This is a genomic window from Ligilactobacillus pobuzihii E100301 = KCTC 13174 (genome assembly GCF_000349725.1).
Classification (GTDB): Bacteria; Bacillota; Bacilli; order Lactobacillales; family Lactobacillaceae; genus Ligilactobacillus; species Ligilactobacillus pobuzihii.
In genome coordinates, this window is the sequence record NZ_KB714685.1 from 34,842 (window position 1) to 53,928 (window position 19,087).

General features: G+C 32.3%; 16 protein-coding genes and 2 pseudogenes. 16 read left to right on the forward strand and 2 right to left on the reverse strand.

Going from position 1 to position 19,087, the window contains the following annotated elements; genetic code table 11:
* Positions 1-40: 40 nt before the first annotated feature.
* From LACPOB_RS0101740 to LACPOB_RS12905, 15 genes and pseudogenes are all read left to right on the forward strand, one after another.
* Positions 41-937, forward strand: coding sequence for a zinc ribbon domain-containing protein (locus LACPOB_RS0101740; RefSeq protein ID WP_017867117.1), 897 nt, complete (start codon positions 41-43; stop codon positions 935-937).
* A 34-nt stretch (positions 938-971) separates the two neighbouring features.
* The gene (locus LACPOB_RS0101745; RefSeq protein WP_017867118.1) at positions 972-2,363 is read left to right on the forward strand and encodes a zinc ribbon domain-containing protein; all 1,392 of its coding nucleotides are present in this window, start codon (positions 972-974) and stop codon (positions 2,361-2,363) included.
* Positions 2,364-2,440: 77 nt separating this feature from the next.
* Positions 2,441-3,652 carry a glycoside hydrolase family 3 N-terminal domain-containing protein gene (locus tag LACPOB_RS11530; protein ID WP_017867119.1) on the forward strand — a complete coding sequence of 404 codons (1,212 nt, stop codon included), beginning with the start codon at positions 2,441-2,443 and terminating at the stop codon, positions 3,650-3,652.
* A gap of 408 nt (positions 3,653-4,060) precedes the next feature.
* Positions 4,061-5,008: a GDP-mannose 4,6-dehydratase gene (locus LACPOB_RS0101755; protein WP_017867120.1), complete on the forward strand. Its 948-nt coding sequence runs from the start codon at positions 4,061-4,063 to the stop codon at positions 5,006-5,008.
* A 33-nt stretch (positions 5,009-5,041) separates the two neighbouring features.
* Positions 5,042-6,463, forward strand: a complete 1,422-nt coding sequence (locus LACPOB_RS11535; protein WP_051056363.1) for a sugar transferase — start codon at positions 5,042-5,044, stop codon at positions 6,461-6,463.
* Positions 6,464-6,490: 27 nt separating this feature from the next.
* Positions 6,491-7,480 (forward strand): glycosyltransferase family 2 protein, encoded by a 990-nt coding sequence (locus LACPOB_RS0101765; protein WP_017867122.1) that lies wholly within the window; start codon positions 6,491-6,493, stop codon positions 7,478-7,480.
* Positions 7,481-8,800 carry a hypothetical protein gene (locus LACPOB_RS0101770; RefSeq protein ID WP_017867123.1) on the forward strand — a complete coding sequence of 440 codons (1,320 nt, stop codon included), beginning with the start codon at positions 7,481-7,483 and terminating at the stop codon, positions 8,798-8,800.
* Entirely contained in the window at positions 8,787-9,734 is a 948-nt protein-coding gene (locus LACPOB_RS0101775; protein WP_017867124.1) for a glycosyltransferase, read from the forward strand. Before LACPOB_RS0101770 ends, LACPOB_RS0101775 begins: the two co-directional genes overlap by 14 nt.
* 1 nt (position 9,735) lies before the next feature.
* Positions 9,736-10,776: a polysaccharide pyruvyl transferase family protein gene (locus LACPOB_RS11540; RefSeq protein ID WP_017867125.1), complete on the forward strand. Its 1,041-nt coding sequence runs from the start codon at positions 9,736-9,738 to the stop codon at positions 10,774-10,776.
* A 23-nt stretch (positions 10,777-10,799) separates the two neighbouring features.
* Positions 10,800-12,212 (forward strand): lipopolysaccharide biosynthesis protein, encoded by a 1,413-nt coding sequence (locus LACPOB_RS0101785; RefSeq protein WP_017867126.1) that lies wholly within the window; start codon positions 10,800-10,802, stop codon positions 12,210-12,212.
* A 2-nt stretch (positions 12,213-12,214) separates the two neighbouring features.
* Entirely contained in the window at positions 12,215-12,991 is a 777-nt protein-coding gene (locus LACPOB_RS0101790) for a YveK family protein (protein WP_017867127.1), read from the forward strand.
* Between the two features lie 29 nt (positions 12,992-13,020).
* Positions 13,021-13,758: a CpsD/CapB family tyrosine-protein kinase gene (locus LACPOB_RS0101795; RefSeq protein ID WP_017867128.1), complete on the forward strand. Its 738-nt coding sequence runs from the start codon at positions 13,021-13,023 to the stop codon at positions 13,756-13,758.
* A 42-nt stretch (positions 13,759-13,800) separates the two neighbouring features.
* Positions 13,801-14,538: a glycosyltransferase family 2 protein gene (locus LACPOB_RS0101800; protein ID WP_017867129.1), complete on the forward strand. Its 738-nt coding sequence runs from the start codon at positions 13,801-13,803 to the stop codon at positions 14,536-14,538.
* A gap of 132 nt (positions 14,539-14,670) precedes the next feature.
* Positions 14,671-15,600 (forward strand): annotated as a pseudogene (tnpC, locus tag LACPOB_RS12900) (IS66 family transposase); the annotation flags it as partial.
* Positions 15,598-15,762 carry a transposase domain-containing protein gene (locus tag LACPOB_RS12905; protein ID WP_258420981.1) on the forward strand — a complete coding sequence of 55 codons (165 nt, stop codon included), beginning with the start codon at positions 15,598-15,600 and terminating at the stop codon, positions 15,760-15,762. The pseudogene tnpC and the gene LACPOB_RS12905, both read left to right, overlap by 3 nt.
* Before the next feature lie 397 nt (positions 15,763-16,159).
* Here LACPOB_RS12905 and LACPOB_RS0101815 read toward each other — a convergent pair whose 3' ends face one another.
* Entirely contained in the window at positions 16,160-17,407 is a 1,248-nt protein-coding gene (locus tag LACPOB_RS0101815; RefSeq protein ID WP_017867132.1) for a nucleotide sugar dehydrogenase, read from the reverse strand.
* 137 nt (positions 17,408-17,544) lie between these two features.
* A complete protein-coding gene (locus LACPOB_RS0101820; protein ID WP_017867133.1) occupies positions 17,545-18,501 on the reverse strand; it encodes an LCP family glycopolymer transferase in 957 nt (318 codons plus the stop codon).
* A 214-nt stretch (positions 18,502-18,715) separates the two neighbouring features.
* Between LACPOB_RS0101820 and LACPOB_RS12910 the strand changes: the two are divergent.
* A pseudogene (locus LACPOB_RS12910) lies at positions 18,716-19,087 on the forward strand (UTP--glucose-1-phosphate uridylyltransferase); the annotation flags it as partial.

Here is a 19,087-nt window from a genome sequence, read left to right on the forward strand (position 1 = left end):
TTAGTAATTGTTTTTCATTATTGATTAGGGGGAAGTAAGAATGAAAGTATGTCCAAACTGTGGTACACAATTGACAAGTGAAACAAAGTTTTGCGTGAAGTGTGGGACCGACGTAACAAATGTTGAGGTCAAAGACCAAGAGCAAGGTGCAACCAAAGAAAATATACTTGAACAAGAACAGCCTGAAAAGCAAGCTTCAAGTGATGATAATAACCAACAATTTCAACAACAAGCACCCCAGCAATCACAGGCGTCAGCCCAACCAAGCAGTTTTAGCGTGGGTGCAAGGTCATACTGGCAGTGGTTGGTAAATTCGTGGAAGGCTCCTTTCAAGGTACAAGATGTCAATAAATATTTTGGCTTAGGTACGCTTATTGGGGAAAACGTGATTTTTGTACTGAGCGTCTACATAATTGTCAGAGGGTTTATACGTAAAGCTTCTGATGCTGCCAATAGTTTTGTTGAGGCTTTTGGTGGGGAAAGTTCTACTGCTTCCTATATGAACCTTAGCCCGGCCTTTTTTATTAAAATGCTGATTTTTCTTTTGTTGGCTAGTTTCTTGTTGGCAGGAGCGGCTTACTTGATTAAACGAACTTTTTATGAATCTAAAGAAGATTTTTTAACGTTTTTGAATAGAGTTGCAAATTATACAAACTTAAATGTAATTTTCAACGTGGTTATTTTTCTGTTTGCTTTCTTGAGTACTTCGATCGCAGGTGTATCCTTGATTTTTATTATAATCAGCCTGATCATGTCCATGTGGAGCTTAGGCTTATATACGTCAGTTCTCGCAACTAACTTACCTGTAAAACATGACCGGATCTATGGTGTTTTTCTATTAACTATTGTGAATGCCATTATTATTGCGGTCATTATGTATCTAGGTGGTGGAGCTTTATTCAGTGAAATAAGCTCAATGTTTGAAGATATCTTCTAATAGTTGTGAAGTAGTCTGGTGAGGGGTGTTTATAATGGAAAAAATGTTTTGTCCACACTGTGGAAATGAGATCGAAAAGGGAACACAGTTTTGTGGTAACTGTGGTTATAATGTAGAAGAGTATTTAAAGAAAAAAGCTGACACGCAATCTAAAAATGATCAAACAAATAATGCTCAAACAGGTGAGCACCAACAGCGTTCAACTCAGAAAGTACCTAAAAAGCCTATGAGCCAGAAGACTAAGATTAGCTGGATCGTAGGTGTAGTAGTGGTGGTCTTACTGATTGGTGGCTACATGTTCGGTAAGAACTATTATAGTGCTGATAAACAATTAGACCGAATCGTGACGGCACTTTCCAGTGATGGTGATTTGGCCAAGTATGCCACGACTGACGATCCAAGTATGAAAATCAATGATAAGAACTTACAGCCAACGCAAAAATATTTCAAGACACATAAAGCACAGTTGGCTAAGTTTAAGTCAAGTATGCGTAATACTGGCAGTTATCAGAACTTTGAATTAAAACAAGACGGTAAGTACTTATTGTTATTTCCTAAATATAAATTGAATATTACACCAGCATACGTAACGTTGCATACTAACCATGCAGGCGTTAAATTCTATCAAGGTAACAAGAAATTAGCTACGGCGACATCTGATAAGAAGAGTTACAAGGCTGGGCCATATGCTCCAGGAACTTATTCTTTTAAAACTAAGGGGACAATTTCAGGTAATAAAATGCAAAACTCAGCTACTAGAGATCTGACAAAATCTGGTGATGATATTCAAATGGATCTAAAGACAGTTTCCTTTACGATCAAAGGTTTTCCGGGTTCGGAAGTTTATTTAAACGACGAGAAACTGGGTAAAATCGGTGACACTGGTAAGTATCGGGTCACTGATAAACCAGAAAAAGGGAACATGGAAGTTCATCTAGAATATAAGGTCAATGACAAGGCAGTTAGCTCTAAAACAGTTAATGTTGTTAAGAAATTAACTGAAGCGCAGTATTATGGTACCCCCTCTGCAATCACACCTAAGTTTGAAGGAGTGATCAGTAAGAGCGACGCACAGACTTTATTTGAGAATGCTTTTATAGATGCGCAAAATCAATCAGATGATGCCGCAGATTCTTTTAAAGATGGGCAGAACAATAAGGACTTTAATGAGCTTTATGAAATGTCAAAAGCCTTTGACGATGATGACGATATATATACTTTTGACTATGAAGTCGATGTAAAAAGCGTCGCTCCAGACGAAAATGGAACTAGTGCAGTTAATTTTCAGGTCAAATTTAACTTCGACAAAGAAGATGAACGTAAAGTACAAGTTTTCTCATACCCAGGCGTAGTCTCTAAAGATGGCGATGATTATGTAATCAATAAATTAGGGGGCGCTACCAAGGTCAGTGAGAAAGTATATTAAAATAGTCTAGTTTAAAACGGAATGCTAAATTTAGTTGGATGGCATTTCGTTTTTTTCTGTAAGTAAGGTGGCTAAAAATGAAGAGAAAGATCGAAGTAGCATTTTTGTTGGGAGTACTGCTGTTGGTTTTGCCACTGCAAAACGTTGTGGCTAAGAAAGTGCCAGAAAAAACGCCGACTAATAAACAATTAAAAACAGAAATCAAGCAGATGACATTAGATGAAAAAATCGGCCAGATGTATGTGATTTCAAGCACGGGTGATGTTCAACAAGCACAAGCAGCAATCAAGGACTATCATTTGGGTGGGATCGCTTTGTTTGGAACAGATTTTGAAAATCAAACTCGCACACAGTTTAAGCAAAAGACGTCTGGGCTTCAAAAGAGTGCCCAGATTCCATTGCTGATCGGAACAGATCAGGAAGGTGGCGAGGTGTCTCGTTTAAGTCAAGGACCAAAACTAACGAATAAGCGAGAATTCCCTGCACCCCAAGAGGTTTATCAAAAGAAAGGACTAAAAGGTGTTACTCAGGAAACAAAACAGACAGCTAAAATTTTGCATGATTTGGGCGTGAATTGGAACTTTGCACCCGTAGCTGATGTTACTCAAAATAAGGATAGTTTTATTTATGCCAGAACTTTAGGAAAAGGGTACAAGAAAACTGGTAAATATGTTGGAAAAGTAGTTGAAACTACCTGTAAACAAAAAGTCGCGACAAGTTTAAAGCACTTTCCAGGTTACGGGTCAACAGGCGATACACATACAGGGATCGCTAAGACGGATCGCTCATTAAAAGATTTTAAAAAGAACGATTTTATACCTTTTAAAGCAGGAATTAATAAAGGCGCCGATAGTGTAATGGTTTCGCATATTATTATTTCTGACGTTGACCCTAAATTACCAGCTTCTTTATCACCTAAAGTTCACCATCTTTTACGTCAAGATTTGAATTTTAAGAAGGTGATCGTTTCAGATGATCTAAGTATGGGAGCGATTCAAGATTACAGCAAACAACATAGAATAAACCCTGATGTTGCTGCAGTTAAGGCTGGTAATGATATATTGTTAAGTAGTAATTACGCAGATGGGATCCCCGCAATTAAAGAAGCTATCCAGAATAAGCAAATACCTGAGAAAAACATTGATCAGTCAGTTTATCGGATCTTGAAGATGAAAAGAAACTTAGGATTGTTGAAAGAAAGTAGAAGTTCGGTAATGTATTCCCAGTCTAAAATTAAGAAAGTCACTGATATTGTGCTTACAGAGGTTAGGAATATTCTAAATGATTGATTGTTTTTGACTTGAATGAGTAACAAAAGTTGAATAGTACATTGAACTGAATTAGGCTTTTTTCATGTAATAAAGACAAAAATTTTATGATATCGGGATTTTGCCGTTTAGAATATTTTTAATATAAATACAGTTAACAAAATAATATAAACTAATGGTCAAGATAAAAAGTTATAATAGATGACGTAGGAAGAAATAATAATCTAACTATGATACGTCAAGATTCAAAACGGCAGATATTTCCAATGTTGATAAAAGGTGCGTTTTGAATAATGATGTTATATAAAATAATTAAAATGATTATTACTTTATTTTTATAAATGTAATTTGAAAAATATTGCAAAAGGTATATAATCTAAAAATGGTTGAAGTGTAAGTAAATAATGAATTATTTTATGGGGGAAAATAATGGATAAGTATCTGGTGACAGGTGGAGCAGGATTTATAGGTTCGAATTTAGTTGAAAATCTTGTTGCACAAGGGAATGAAGTAGTAGTTGTCGATGATTTGTCTATGGGAAAATATTCAAATATCGCAGAGTTCGTTGAATGTGGGCTAACATTTCTAAAAAAATCAATTACCGACTTTACTTTTATGCAAGATCTGTTGAAAAAGGAAAAGTTTGATTACATAGTTCTTTTAGGAGCAGTGGCCAGTGTAGCTGATTCAATTGAACGTCCTCAAGAAACACATAAGATAAACATGGAAGCAAACCTAAATGTTTTTGAAACTGTTAGAAAATTTAAATTGCCGGTCAAAAAGATTTTGTTTGCATCTTCTGCAGCTATATATGGTAATGACCCAGAACTTCCTAAAAAAGAAACTTCGCCCGTTGACCCTCTAACGCCATACGCAATTGACAAGTTTGCTAGTGAACGATACGCAGTTGATTATGGTAAGTTATATGGTTTACCAACGGTAGCAACTCGTTTTTTTAATGTCTATGGGCCAAAACAAAATCCGGAATCGCCTTATTCGGGGGTACTTTCGATTATACATAATTGTTTGCTGAATGATAGTAAATTTACAGTTTTCGGTGATGGTGAGCAGACACGAGATTTCACGTACGTTAAAGATGTGATTAATGCCCTTATGTTGTTACTTCATGACGATAGAGCGTTACATGATGTCTACAATGTAGCTACAGGTAATCAGACAACTTTAAATGATGATATTCATGCTTTTGAAAAAGCAATGGGTAAAAAAATTGATATTGAGTATTTGCCAGCAAGGACTGGAGATATTAAAGAGTCGTATGCGGATATTTCAAAAATAAGTTCTTTGGGATATCGACCAGATTTTTCGATTGAACAGGGGCTAAAAAAATATGTTCAAGCTGAAGATGGGATAAGATAAATATTAAACTTTATGAGGGGGATTATGGAGGTTATGAGTCAAAAAAGTCCAAATGACGTACAACAAATATTTACAAATAAGTATTTTTACCATGACTTACAGTTAAGACTAACGAAAGCATTGAATCTAGTTTTGCAGACTTTAGTTTTTGCTGGTACATGGTATTTTGTGTATGCAAAAACAATTGTTGATCCATTTTATAATGTAGGTAATTGGGCAGTTATTGCTTTGTTTGCTTTGATTTATTTTCTGTATGGTAGAACATATGATGCGTTTGTGGTTTCCTTGTCGTCAGTATCAGAGAAATTTTATAGTCAAGTATTATCATGTTTGTTTACAGATGGGATCATGTATTTTGTGATTGCATTGTTAACCAGACATTTTCCTAGGATCATGCCAATTATCCTGTGTCTCCTAGTTCAGGCAGTAGTTGCCTATCTATGGAGCAGTTTTTCATTTAATTGGTATTTCAAAGCTTTCCCATCAAAAAAAACAGCTATTATTTATGATGAAGAAAATGATTTAAAAGAGACTATTAACGAATATGGATTAGGTAACAAGTTTAATGTACAGAAATCTATTAAAGCGGACAAGGATATCGTTGATAAATTATTTGAATTAAAGTCTTTCGAAATTGTGTTTCTTGACAACGTACATAGTCATGAACGTAACCAAATTATTAAGTATTGTATTCAACATGACATTCGTGTATATATTTTACCTAGAATTGGTGATGTAATTATGAGTGGGGCAGAAAAGATGCACATGCTTCATTTACCAGTGCTTCATTTAGGACGATATAGTCCTAACCTTGAATATCTGTTTTTAAAGAGAGCATTTGATATTATTGTAGCAATATTAGCTTTTATAGTAACTTCTCCATTTATGTTATGCGTGGCAATTGCTATAAAAGCAACAGATCATGGTCCAATATTATATAAACAGATACGTTTGACTAAAGATGGTCGCGAATTTAAAGTGATGAAATTTCGCTCGATGCGAGTAGATGCTGAAAAAGATGGAGTAGCTCGATTAAGTACGGGTGAAGATGATGATCGTGTAACACCAGTTGGTAAATTTATTCGGAAAGTTCGTTTTGATGAATTGCCACAGTTATTTAATATTATTAAGGGTGATATGAGCATAGTTGGTCCACGTCCTGAACGTCCGGAAATTGCTCAACAATATAATGAAGAGTTACCTGAGTTCGCAATGAGATTACAAGCTAAGGCCGGTTTGACTGGGTATGCTCAAGTATATGGAAAATATAATACAACACCATATAACAAATTAGAAATGGATCTTATGTATATTGCTAATCCAAGTATTTTTGAAGATTTAAAAATTATTTTTGCCACTATCAAGATTTTGTTTGAATCTGAAAGTACTGAGGGGGTTTCCAGTGGGACGGCAATTGCATCAGAGGTAGTTAAAAATGAAAAGTCTACAAAGTGATTACTGATTTGTTTTAGGAGGATCAATATGAGTGAAATAATTATTTTGTCAATTGTTATTCCATGTTATAATTCCGAATCCTTTCTTAAGAGAACATTATCAATTTTTAAAGAACAAGGATTAGATAATTGTGAATTAGTTTTAGTTGATGATGGATCCACTGATTCAACTTTGTCGATAATGAAAAAATTTGAACAGAAAAATTATCAAGAAAATATAAATGTTATTACTCAAAAAAATGCAGGGGTTTCTGTAGCTAGAAATAATGGAGTAAAAGCCGCAAGGGGAAAATATATATATTTTTTTGATTCGGATGATCAGTTAGAAATTGGAACTCTTAAATTTTTTTTGGACAAAATTCAGAAAAATAAAAATGTTAGTTTATTTTCTTTTGCGTATAGAAAAAGAATTAAGGGCAAAAGTAATAAAATTTATAAAATGGAAATTGGAAACTCCAGTGAACTAATTTATATGAGAAATGATGCTTTGAAAAAGTATTTTTTAAAACAGTTCCCTATTAATATTAGTTCGATTATTTTTGAAAAAAATTTTTTGTTAAAAAATGAAATATGGTTTTCATCAGGAGTGAGGATTGGAGAAGATTCCGAATTTATTATAAGGGCTTTATTATGTTGTAAGGATATATATTACTCAAATAAAGTGTGTTTTAATTATGATATTAGGGAAAATTCAGTTACTGGGGGGTATTATGCATACACTAGAGATGATTTCAATTCTTTTTTATTGAAAAAAAATATTCTAAAAAATTATCAAGGAAGTGAATTTAAAAAAGAAATTAATTATTTTTTAGATAACTTTTATTTATCAGGTTTATTACGATATTTAAAGATGAATGGGTATGACTATAAGATTAATCGTGCTTTTATCGAAAATAAGTATATTTTTAATGAAAGTGTGGCAAGGGGTAGTGGAATCAGATGTTTTATTTTCCATTTATTTCGTTTTGTTCCAATTAGACTGCTTTTATTTTTTTGTAAAGGAAGAGGCATTTTTTAGATGAGTTCAAAATACGAAAAATTTTTTTTAAATTTGTATGTTTTCCTAGCTATTTTTGAGCCACCGATACTTCCAGTATCATTTATTTATGTTTTAGGTTGTATTACAATATTTTTCATAATTTTGAGAGATCAAGGGAACATAGATTTATCTATTTTTAAAGAAACTACGATGAATAGATTTTATGGATTCTTCATTTTTTTGAGTATATATATGATTATAGTATCTTTGGTTGATATTTTATTCGTTAGTCATGACTTTATGCTAATAAATCGACTTAAAGGGTTGAACCAGTTGTTAATTTTGACAGGCATTCAATTTTTGAATATAGAAGTAATTCTGCATAAAGTTCGAAGTACAAAAGGAAATATTTATGTCGTCTATGATTTGATAATTAATTGTGCTTCTATTCAAGGAGTTTTATCTATACTAGCGTATTTAATACCGACAGTAAGATCCTTATTTTTAAAATTTAGTAGTGATTTGTATCAAAATCCATGGTTATTAGAAAGACGTGGATATGGTTTTAGCTCTTCCTTAATTGACTTATTCGGTTATGGCATGGGATTGGCTGCGGGATATGCTCTTTTTACTTTTAATAGGCACAAATTTATGAGAATTATTCAATTACTTTTAATAATGTTCTCTATTTGGTTTAATTCAAGGACTGGGTTAATTGTGTTTATCATAGCTGTTTTTCTCAAAATAATCGAAAATGGCAATTTATTTGGTAAAATGCTAAAAATAAGTGGTTTGGGTGTTTCTTTAATTTATTCTTTTTATATTATACTCCCTAAAATTATTGAAATTGGATTAAAGAGTATGAATGCTACTGTAAAATGGATTGTAACGGATTTTGGTGGTGTTTATGATAGCCTAATGAAAACTAATTATGTAGTAAATCCAATTCAAAATGTAAATCAAGATTCTACCTACTACATGTTATTACAGGATTTAGTTAAAACTCCTGATAATTTGTTTCAAAAGTATTTTGGTACAGGGTATAGTGTATATTCTGCAGTGAACGGATATAGAACGGATGTTGGATATACAAATATCACTTGGATGTTTGGACTACTAGGTACCATTCTATTTTGTGTTTTTATAATTTATAATTTCCGAATGGCTTGTTTAAACACTAGCAAGAAAGAAAAAACAATTATAATTTTTAATTTAATTTCTTATTTTATTGTTTTAGTTAAAGGGAGATTGATTGGTTACGGGCCAGGTATTTTTGTGAATTATTTGATTTTATTTGCAACAATATATTTTTCTAGAAAAAATGAAGGAATAGATGGAGAAGTAAATGAGAAAATATAGTTTTATTGTGCCAATTTATAACGTTGATAAATATTTAAATAGATGTTTAAAAAGTTTGAAAAATCAAAATTTCAATCAATTTGAAGTTGTAATGGTTGATGATGGTTCAATTGATAAAAGTGGAAAAATAGCCCAATCTTTTTCTGAAAAAGATAAAAGATTTATATATTTAAAACAAAAAAATCAAGGGTTATCAGCGGCTCGAAACGAGGGGATAAAAAGAGCGAGTGGTGATTATTTAATTTTTGTTGATAGTGATGATTTTGTAGAAAAAAATTTACTATGTACAGTTGATAGGTCTTTGGATAATTATGGAGATATTGACGTTTTGGAATACAACGCTTTTAAAAGGGTTGGCGGTAGAATTTCTAATTATAATACAAAATACGATAATTCATGTATAGTAAGTGGCGATAAATTTTTGGTGCAGACAATTTCAAAATTTATGTATTTATATGCTGCGGTTTGGCTTAAGGCAGTCAAGAGAAATTTTATCATCGACAATGGTTTGTTTTTTAAAAAAGGACGTTTGCATGAAGATGAATTATGGACTCCACAAGTTTTGTTGAAGGCTAATACATATGCTTATATTAGTAATCCTTTGTATAATTATGTAATAAGGGATGGCTCAATAAATCAAAATGCCTATAGTAAAAAAAATATAGAACATGAGAAAAAAAATTGTCATGATTTACAACAAATTTATCGTGACAGTAATTTGTCAGATAAAAGTAAAAAAATTTGTTTGTCTTATTTGTCACATCATTATATGGGATTATGTACGCGTGGAAATTACCATGTCTTTTTGTCTGATAAAAAGTTTGTGTTACAAAATTCTAAAATATTCGGTGTCTATTTAGAAGCACTAGTTTTTGCAATTTCTCCTAAGTTACGTTCTAAAATCGGTGCAATAATAAAGAGGATGAGGAAGTAGTATGAAGAATGAATTTAAAAATCTTATGCAAAGAATATACGCTAAAACTAAACTGGTTAGAGGAAAAGAATCCTTTTTTAATGATGTTAATAATTCAAAAATATATCTTATGTTGGTTCCAAAACATGGAAATATGGGAGATCAAGCTATTATATATGCCACAATTGCATTTTTAAAAGATTATTTTAGCGATTATAAGGTTGTCATAGTAAATTTTTCGCAAACGTATAAAGATTTTAAAAGGTTAAAAGAGAAAATAAAAGAAGACGATATTATTTTTTTGCCTGGTGGTGGAAACATGGGAAATCTTTATCCTTGGGAAGAGTTTGCTAGAAGATTTATTATTGAAAATTTTTTATCCAATAAAATTGTGTCCATGCCACAAACTATTGATTTTAGGAACACCAAGTCAGGCAGAAGAGAGTTAAAGAAAACAATGAAGGTTTATAATTCACACCCTAATTTGACTTTAATTGCTCGGGAAGAAAAATCATATAATTTAATGAAAGCTTGTTTTCCGCAGGCTAAAGTTCTAATATGCCCAGATATTGTTTTTTATCTTTCTTCTATTTTTGGAAAGCAACGGAAGAAGCGCTCAATGATTATGTCATGTATTAGATCTGATAAGGAAAGTATTTCAAATGATAAAGTATTATTAAATTTACAAAAACATTTTCCTGATTTGTTAATTGATGATACCGTAGTTGCTCGAAATATATCAAATGAGTTACGAGAAATTGAAGTTAATTCTAAATTAAATCAATTTATGCGCTCAAAAGTGGTTATTACTGATAGGATGCATGGAATGGTTTTCTGTGCAATAACTAATACACCTTGTGTAGTTACGAAATCGTTAGATCATAAGATTTTAGGTACCTACCAATGGATAAAAAATTTGGATTATATTTGCTTTGTGGACAAACTTGACTCAGACTCAACAATTAAACTAATTGATGGACTTTCAAGACGAGATATATCGGATAAAAAACTTGATGTTTTGCAAGACCATTTTAAAACCTTGAGAAAGAGGATTGGCTTGTAAAATTAATATGAGGAGGAGAGGTAATGAACCGGTATCACAAGTTGATTGGAAATTCTGTAATATTCGCAATTGGAAATTTTGGAAGCAAAATGATGCAGTTCATAATGGTACCGATATATTCATATACATTGAGTTCCAGTCAATTCGGTAAGACTGATTTTTTAACTACATTTGTCACCTTAATTGCACCTATTGTGTGTTTGGATATGTATGATGCCGTTTTTAGGTTTTCTCTTGATAGTAATGAAGATAAAGAAAAAATTTTTAGTACAGGTTTGATTTTTACACTTCTAGCATCGATTATCAGCATCATTTTGGGTTTTCTGTTGGAGCCTTTGATTCATGGATATCCTGTTAAATTAACGGGACTATTATTAGTCTTTACGATGTTGTATTCATTAATGTCTAATTATGTTAGAGCTGTGGGTCATGTAAAAAAGTTTGCTGTTGCTGGAATAATTAATACATTTGTTATGGGAATTCTGAATATTTTTTTACTCGTTGTTCTCAAACAGGGAATTAGTGGTTATTTAATTTCAATGATTATTGCGCTTTTCGTTGCGATATTATACATTTCAATATCTACTAATATATATAGTCATTTTAGCTTTAACAAATGGAATACAATTAAATTTAAAGAAATGATTAGATATAGTGTTCCTTTAATTCCAAATACTTTAGCTTGGTGGTTAAATTCTACTTCTGATAGGTTTTTTATTATTATGTTTTTGGGATCCGGAGCAAATGGTATTTATGCTATGTCTAGTAAAATACCTAACATGTTAAGTACGTTAACAAATATTTTTTTTCAATCTTGGCAGATGTCGGCAGTGGAAGAATATAAATCTAGAGATAGTAGACAATTTATTACAAATGTATTTGAGTATTTTTTGAGTTTTATCTTTTTTGTTTCTTTTGCGCTTATAACAGTAATCCGCCCATTATTTGATATTATTTTAAGTGATCAATATTATGTTGGTTGGAAGCTAACACCATTAATTTTATTGACCGTAATTTATTCAAGTTTATCTGGCTTTCTAGGAACGATGTATACTGCTAGTAAAAGGACGGGACCAATATTTATAACAACGCTAGTTGGTGCTATAGTTAATGTTATTTTAAGTGTTTTTTTAATTCCTAAAGTTGGTACATATGGTGCGGCTATTTCGAATATAATTTCTTTTCTGATAGTTACTTTAATTAGATTAAAAGATATTTATCAACAAGATAAGATTGACCCTAATTTTTTAAAAATAATGTTATTACATTTAGTTTATGCAATATTCAGTGTTCTTCTTTTTGTTATAACAAACGATTTAGTTTTTTTAACAGTTGGAATTTTAGTTTTGATCGGTCAAATTATCTTCGATAAAAAAATAAGAAATATTGTTACAAATTTGTTTAGTAAAATTAAACTTAATAAGCGGGGAAAATAATAATGAATAAAAATGAAAAATCTAAGGATATTTTTGATATTAAGCGTTTTTTCTTAATATTAAAAGACAAATGGGTAAAAATAATTTTTTGTGGAATTGTATTAGGCGTATTAAGTCTATTAATTTCTTTTTTTGCAATAACACCTAAATATGAAGCTACAATCGACCTTTTGGTAAATCAAAAGTCTGAAGATTCAAATGCTGAATATACAACTCAACAAGCAGACTTGCAAGCAATTAATACTTATAAAGATGTTTTACAAAAACCAATAGTTCTTGCTTCAGTCTTGAAGGAAGCTAAACAAAAAAATAATTATCAAGGTAATATTGATACACTAAAAGATTCGATTGAAATTGAAAATGAAACTAGCTCACAGTTATTAAGTGTCACTGTATCTGATGATAATGCCTACACAGCAGCTGATATCGCGAATAGTATAGGTAAAATCTTTACTAAGAAAATTACTAAGATAATGAAAGTTGATAATGTTACAGTTGTTACTCGCGCGAGTGCTGATACAAAACAAGTTTCGCCAAATGTATTTTTGAATACGATTATTGGGTTTCTTTTCGGCATTTTATTAGGTGTTATATTTTATTTAGCCAAAGAATTATTAGATAAAAGTATTCATGGAACAGAGTTTTTAGCGGAAAATTTAGGCTTGACAAATTTAGGTACTGTTTATCATTTGAAGAAAAGTAAGCGAAAGTTTGGAACAGTTACTGTAATTAATGAACATAAAGGTGATGAAAAAATCGAGAATCGTAGAAGAGTTTAATATATTTATTACTATAAGGAGTGAATAAAATGTCTTTTTTTAAAAAAAAGAAGAGTTTGGAAACTAATAGTATGTATTATGGTGTACCTATGGTCACAATCGATTTTCCTGACTCTACCGATACTGAACAATTTAATACAATTAGAACAAATATAAAATTTTCAAATGTTGACTCTAAACTAAAAAGCCTTATGTTCTCTTCAGCTACGGCGTCGGAAGGCAAATCTACTGTTACGGCCAATGTAGCAGCTTCATTTTCAAAACAAGACTTAAGAACAATTCTGGTTGATGCTGATTTTAGAAGGTCAACGGTTAGATCAACATTTAATATTAGTTCTACAGCTGGAGCAACTAATTTTTTGACAAATAATGATTTTGATCTAAATAAGATTATATACAAAACTTCGGTTGATAACTTATATGTTCTTCCAAGTGGACCAACGCCGCCAAACCCTTCCGAGTTAATTGGATCACGGAGTATGCTTAAGCTTATGAACACACTATATAAAAATTTTGATATGGTAATTTACGATGCACCGCCTATTTTATCTGTCACTGATGCGCAACTATTAGCGTCAAACGTGGACGGAACTATATTAGTGGTTCGTGATTCTTTTGCGACGAAGGATGGGGTTAAACAAGCCGTAGGCTTATTACAGCATGTTGATGCTAGAATATTAGGAACTATATTAAACGATGTTACTAGTACTGGCAGTAATTATTATGGATACTATGGAGAAAAGGAAAAGCATAGTAATAAAATTTAGGAGGTAAATGAGATTAAACAGTCTATTTTAGTATCAATTATAATGCCTACTTATAATTGCGCCGATTTTATTTCATCTGCCATCGATTCCGTACTGAATCAAACTATCAAAAATTGGGAATTAATAATTGTTGATGATTGTAGCAACGACAATACTGATTTAGTTGTTCAAAATTATCAAAAAAGCAATAGTAATATAAATTATATCAAACTAAGAAAGAATAGCGGAGCTGCCGTAGCAAGAACAAAAGGGATTTATCTTTCTCATGGAAAATATGTTGCCTTTTTAGATAGTGATGATTTGTGGAATGAAAGAAAATTGGAAAAACAAATAGGTTTTATGCAGAAAAATGATGTTGATTTCTCTTGTACTGGTTATGGTCAAATTGATGAAAATGGCAATGTTTTGGATAAAGTTTTTATGCCTCCTAAATTTATTAACTATCATAAAGCATTATTTTTGGGCAACCCGATTGGTAACTTAAGCGTTATATATAACCAGGAGAATTTGGGTAAGTTTGATGTTCCTAAAATTAAAAAGAGAAATGACTTTGCTCTTTGGTTGAAAATTTTAAGGAAAACTGACTATTGCTATGGACTTTCTTTAAATTTAGCAAGTTATCGTATCAGGAGTGATTCTCTTTCTAGGAATAAGTTGAGTGTTTTGAAGTATCATTGGGAATTATATAGAAAATATGAGCATTTAAGTATGATTAGATCAATTTATTATGTTTTATGTTTATTTTTCAATAAAGCTCTAAAAAAATATAAGATAAGATAATTCGAAGCTTGAAGGTAAGCACTGCTTAATTGACTGTCTTTAATGCAAGTTAAGCACAAGCTATGATTGGTACTGGGACAAAACTAGTCGTTATAAATAAAAAAACTGCACTACAAAGCTGCTGAATTATGGGTGGTCGGGGAATATGTTGAAACCTATGCTTGTGATTGTGCTGATTGTCTAGCAAAAAATAACGGTCAGACAGCTTTCTTTAGTGCCGAAAAATCGGCATCTTTATTTCCACATAGTTTGGCTACCCCCACTCTGTTAGAGAATATCGTCTATCAAAAATATGTTTTAGGGACACCCCTTTATCGTCAATTAAAAGACTGGCATCGTTTCGGGTGGAATGTTTGTGAGTCGACTTTAGCTGCTTGGGTCATTCAGGGAGCAGATAAGCTCAGATCATTGTATGATCTCCTACATAAAAAGCTACTGCAACGTCCCTATTTACAAGGTGATGAAACTGTTGTCAAGGTTTTGCGTGAACCGGGAAAAAAGCCTACGGCTGAATCACAGATGTGGGTCCAGCGCACGATTCAAAAAGATAAACTCCAAGCTATTTATTATGCCTATCGACGTGATCGTTCCGAAAAATCGGCTCGTTCCTTATACGGTAGCTTTACTGGTGTTTGACAATGTGATGGGTATCAGGTTTATCCCAAAGTTGATTGTGCCGACCGTGTGGGCTGTTTAGCTCATGTACGCCGTAAATTTTTTGAGGCAGTTAAATACAGTCAGACCGCTAAAGGCCCCCTAAAAATACTTGATCAGATCTTTCACCAAGAAAAGAAATTGGCCAGTTTAAGCAGTTCTGCTAGAATGAGCAGAAGGAAAGAATTCTTAAGACCTTTGTTCGAGCAGTTTTGGCAGTCCTTGTCAGCTTGCACAGCTCTGCCTAAGTCCTTATTGGGTAAAGCGATTAAATACGCACTAGGACAAAAAGAAGCTATTGACAAACTATTAGAGTATGGTGCGATCGATATTTCCAATAATACTTGTGAACAAGCAGTGAAATCGTTAGTCATTGACCGCAAGAACTTTTTATTCAGTACCAGTGTGGCAGGCGCTGATGCGAATGCCATCTGGCTGACTTTGATCGAAAGTGCTAAAGCTAATGGCCTCGATCCGCAAAAATATTTAACCAAAATCCTTACTGTAGTTCCTCAGCTAGGGCCTTTTCCAGCTGAAAGTGAACTAGAGCCTTATTTACCATGGAATTAAACTCAAATAACGTCAAAGATCCCTGATATGAAGCAACTCATGCTTTCATATCAGGGATTTCTATTTTGGTCCAAGCAAATTCAAACATTTTTGTCTAGCCGTCCAGTTGAACACTGCTTACACCAAAATCCTTACCTTAGTTCCTCAGCTGGGACCTTTCCCAACTGAAAGTGAACTAGAGCCTTATTTACCATGGAATTAAACTCAAATAACGTCAAAGATCCCTGATATGAAGCAACTCATGGTTTCATATCAGGAATCTCTATTTTGGTTCAAGCAAATTTAAATATTTTTGTCTAGCCGTCCAGTTGAACACTGCTTACTAAATAATGCTTACATTACTTTTTAATTTTAATAATTTATTTTATTAGTACTCCTTGACAAAGAACTAGATATGCTAATCACGTCTAAATAAATCGCGAGTGTAAACTTTGTCTTTAACATCATCTAAACATTCATTATATCTATTTGCTATGATTGCTTTTGATTTTTGTTTAAATTTATTTAAATCGTTGACCACTTTGCTTCCAAAGAAAGTGGTTTCATTGTCTAAAGTAGGCTCATAAATAATAATATTAGCCCCTTTAGCCTTAATTCGCTTCATTACACCCTGAATTGAGCTTTGTCTGAAGTTGTCACTATTACTTTTCATAGTTAATCTATAAACGCCTACAGTAACATTTTTTTCAATTGTTGGATTGTACATTGTATCTTCATCATAATCATAATAACCAGCAATCTTTAATACTTGATCAGCTATAAAATCCTTGCGTGTCGAGTTTGAATTAACGATTGCTTCAATTAAATTCTGTGGTACATCTTTGTAATTTGCTAGTAATTGCTTCGTATCTTTTGGTAAACAATACCCACCATATCCAAATGAAGGATTATTATAATGGTCACCAATACGTGGGTCTAACCCAACCCCTTTAATAATGTTTTGTGTGTCTAGACCCTTAACTTCAGCATAAGTATCCAGTTCGTTAAAGTAACTCACTCTTAAAGCTAAATAAGTATTTGAAAACAATTTTACTGCTTCGGCTTCAGTGAAACCCGTTATTAAGGTTTGAATGTCATCGTCTATGGCACCTTCCTTTAACAGTGAAGCGAATTGTTTTGCTTTTTCAGTCAATTCAATATCTTTTGAGTCAGTACCAACGATGATACGTGATGGATGTAGATTATCATACAACGCTTTACTCTCTCGCAAGAATTCTGGACTAAATATGATATTATTCATATCCATTTTTTCTCGAATAGATTTTGTATAACCAACAGGAATTGTTGATTTAATAACAACTGTTGCTGAAGGATTGTAGTTTTTAACTAGTTTCAATACGTCTTCGACTGATGAAGTATCGAAGAAATGACGCTCACTATCATAATTTGTTGGAGTAGCAATTACTATAAAATCAGCATTAGAATATGCTTTTTTTGCATCTAAAGTTGCTGTTAAGTTTAATTTTTTATGTGCTAGGAAGTCTTCTATTTCATTATCTTGGATAGGCGATTTTTTAGAATTAATTAAGTCAACTTTCTCGGGTATAATATCCACAGCTTGAACTTCGTTATTTTGCGCAAGTAATGTTGCAATACTTAAACCAACATATCCTGTACCACCAACGGCTATTTTCAAATTACTCATTATTATTGACCCCCATATTTTGTTTCCAACATTTATTATACTATTATTTAACTGATAAAAGTATGGTTTTATCAAATAAATAATAAGAAATTTTAAAATTATAGGTAGCAAAAAATTATATATTTTAATAATATACTTTAGTTTATATTTAGTTGTTTTTTTAAGTGACTTTGAGTCTGGTTTAAAGTACTATCTGAAACAACTTCATAAGAACCACCATCAATCATTTGGCCTTGTCCTTTAAGTTGGACCTGTGATACATTTGTGGCTCCCTTGTAGTTAGAATAGAGCTCTTTCATCTGATTAAAAGAAATATCCGTTTTCATGTTTGAAGAAATTGCATTTAATATTGATTTATATTTTGTAATACTACCAACTGATGCAATTTTTTTAACCATCGCTGTTACTACTTGACGTTGTCGTAGTTGTCTTCCATAGTCCCCTCGTGGATCTTCATGACGCATACGTGAAAAAGCCAAAATATTATTATGATCAATAGAAACTTTACCTTTAGGAAAATGTTTTCCTGATTGTGTGAAGTCTAAATCATTATTGACTTCAACTGGGCCAATAGCCTCAGATAGTTGTTCAAGTCCCTTCATATTAACCTCAACATAATGATCAAGAGGAATATCTAGATAACTTTGTAATGTATTTAAAGCACCAGTCATCCCACCGAAAGAATAAGCTGCATTGATTTTGTTATGTCCTTCATGACCTGGAATCGTAACTAATGTATCACGTGGAATACTTAACAGAGTTGTTTTCTTGGGAGTAACAGTAGCAACCATGATCGTATCAGAACGACCATTTTTTTCAGTTCTACCATATTCACCCGTGTCTGTACCTAATAAAAGAACAGAAAAAGGTTGTCCTTTTTTTAAATCAGCTTCATTATCTCTGCCAGTTTTATGTTTAACTGGGGTGTATGTAGATTCGACTGAATGTTTAGCGTCATAATAAAACTTAGCTAAAACAGCTCCATTTACCAATAATAACGCTAATATAATGCCAATGACCCATTTCCAAACACGTTTTTTCTTACGCTTTGAATGATGATGCCTATGTTGATTGTTTCCATCTCGTTGTACCATCAAAGAGCACCTACCTTTATAATATTCATATTAACGTGTTCATTATATCAAAAAAACAGGATGATAGTTATTTTATAAATAGAATCTTAGAATCAAGCTAACGAGTGTGTTTATCAATCTATTAATTATGATGAAAGCGTTTACTTTAATAAAGAAAAAAACAAATACTAAAATGATATGGTTTGTTATATTAATAAAATGAAGGAGATACATAATGAAAGTCAGAAAAGCAGTCATTCCAGCCGCTGGTTTGGGAACACGTTTCTTACCTGCTACTAAGGCATTGGCGAAAGAAATGTTATCGATTATCGATAAACCAACGATTCAATATATAGTTGAAGAAGCTAAGAAGTCGGGAATCGAGGATATTTTAATTGTGACGGGGAAGGGAAAACGGCCATTGAAGATCATTTTGATTCTGTGCCTGAACTGGAACAAAACTTAAAAGAAAAGGGCAAGAATGATTTATTGCAGTTAGTTGAACAAACAACTGATATTAATATTTACTTTATTCGTCAATCTCATCCACGTGGATTGGGCGATGCTGTGCTAATGGCTAAAGATTTTGTGGGTAATGAACCATTTG

Excerpts from the sequence above, each read along its gene's own strand:
- LACPOB_RS11535 (WP_051056363.1), top strand. The coding sequence starts at position 5,042 with ATGAGTCAAAAAAGTCCAAATGACGTACAACAAATATTTACAAATAAG.
- LACPOB_RS0101765 (WP_017867122.1), top strand. The coding sequence starts at position 6,491 with ATGAGTGAAATAATTATTTTGTCAATTGTTATTCCATGTTATAATTCC.
- LACPOB_RS0101755 (WP_017867120.1), top strand. The coding sequence starts at position 4,061 with ATGGATAAGTATCTGGTGACAGGTGGAGCAGGATTTATAGGTTCGAAT.
- LACPOB_RS0101770 (WP_017867123.1), top strand. The coding sequence starts at position 7,481 with ATGAGTTCAAAATACGAAAAATTTTTTTTAAATTTGTATGTTTTCCTA.
- LACPOB_RS11540 (WP_017867125.1), top strand. The coding sequence starts at position 9,736 with ATGAAGAATGAATTTAAAAATCTTATGCAAAGAATATACGCTAAAACT.
- LACPOB_RS0101795 (WP_017867128.1), top strand. The coding sequence starts at position 13,021 with ATGTCTTTTTTTAAAAAAAAGAAGAGTTTGGAAACTAATAGTATGTAT.
- LACPOB_RS0101800 (WP_017867129.1), top strand. The coding sequence starts at position 13,801 with ATGCCTACTTATAATTGCGCCGATTTTATTTCATCTGCCATCGATTCC.
- LACPOB_RS0101745 (WP_017867118.1), top strand. The coding sequence starts at position 972 with ATGGAAAAAATGTTTTGTCCACACTGTGGAAATGAGATCGAAAAGGGA.
- LACPOB_RS0101820 (WP_017867133.1), bottom strand. The coding sequence starts at position 18,501 with ATGGTACAACGAGATGGAAACAATCAACATAGGCATCATCATTCAAAG.
- LACPOB_RS11530 (WP_017867119.1), top strand. The coding sequence starts at position 2,441 with ATGAAGAGAAAGATCGAAGTAGCATTTTTGTTGGGAGTACTGCTGTTG.
- LACPOB_RS0101815 (WP_017867132.1), bottom strand. The coding sequence starts at position 17,407 with ATGAGTAATTTGAAAATAGCCGTTGGTGGTACAGGATATGTTGGTTTA.
- LACPOB_RS0101775 (WP_017867124.1), top strand. The coding sequence starts at position 8,787 with ATGAGAAAATATAGTTTTATTGTGCCAATTTATAACGTTGATAAATAT.
- LACPOB_RS0101790 (WP_017867127.1), top strand. The coding sequence starts at position 12,215 with ATGAATAAAAATGAAAAATCTAAGGATATTTTTGATATTAAGCGTTTT.
- LACPOB_RS0101785 (WP_017867126.1), top strand. The coding sequence starts at position 10,800 with ATGAACCGGTATCACAAGTTGATTGGAAATTCTGTAATATTCGCAATT.
- LACPOB_RS0101740 (WP_017867117.1), top strand. The coding sequence starts at position 41 with ATGAAAGTATGTCCAAACTGTGGTACACAATTGACAAGTGAAACAAAG.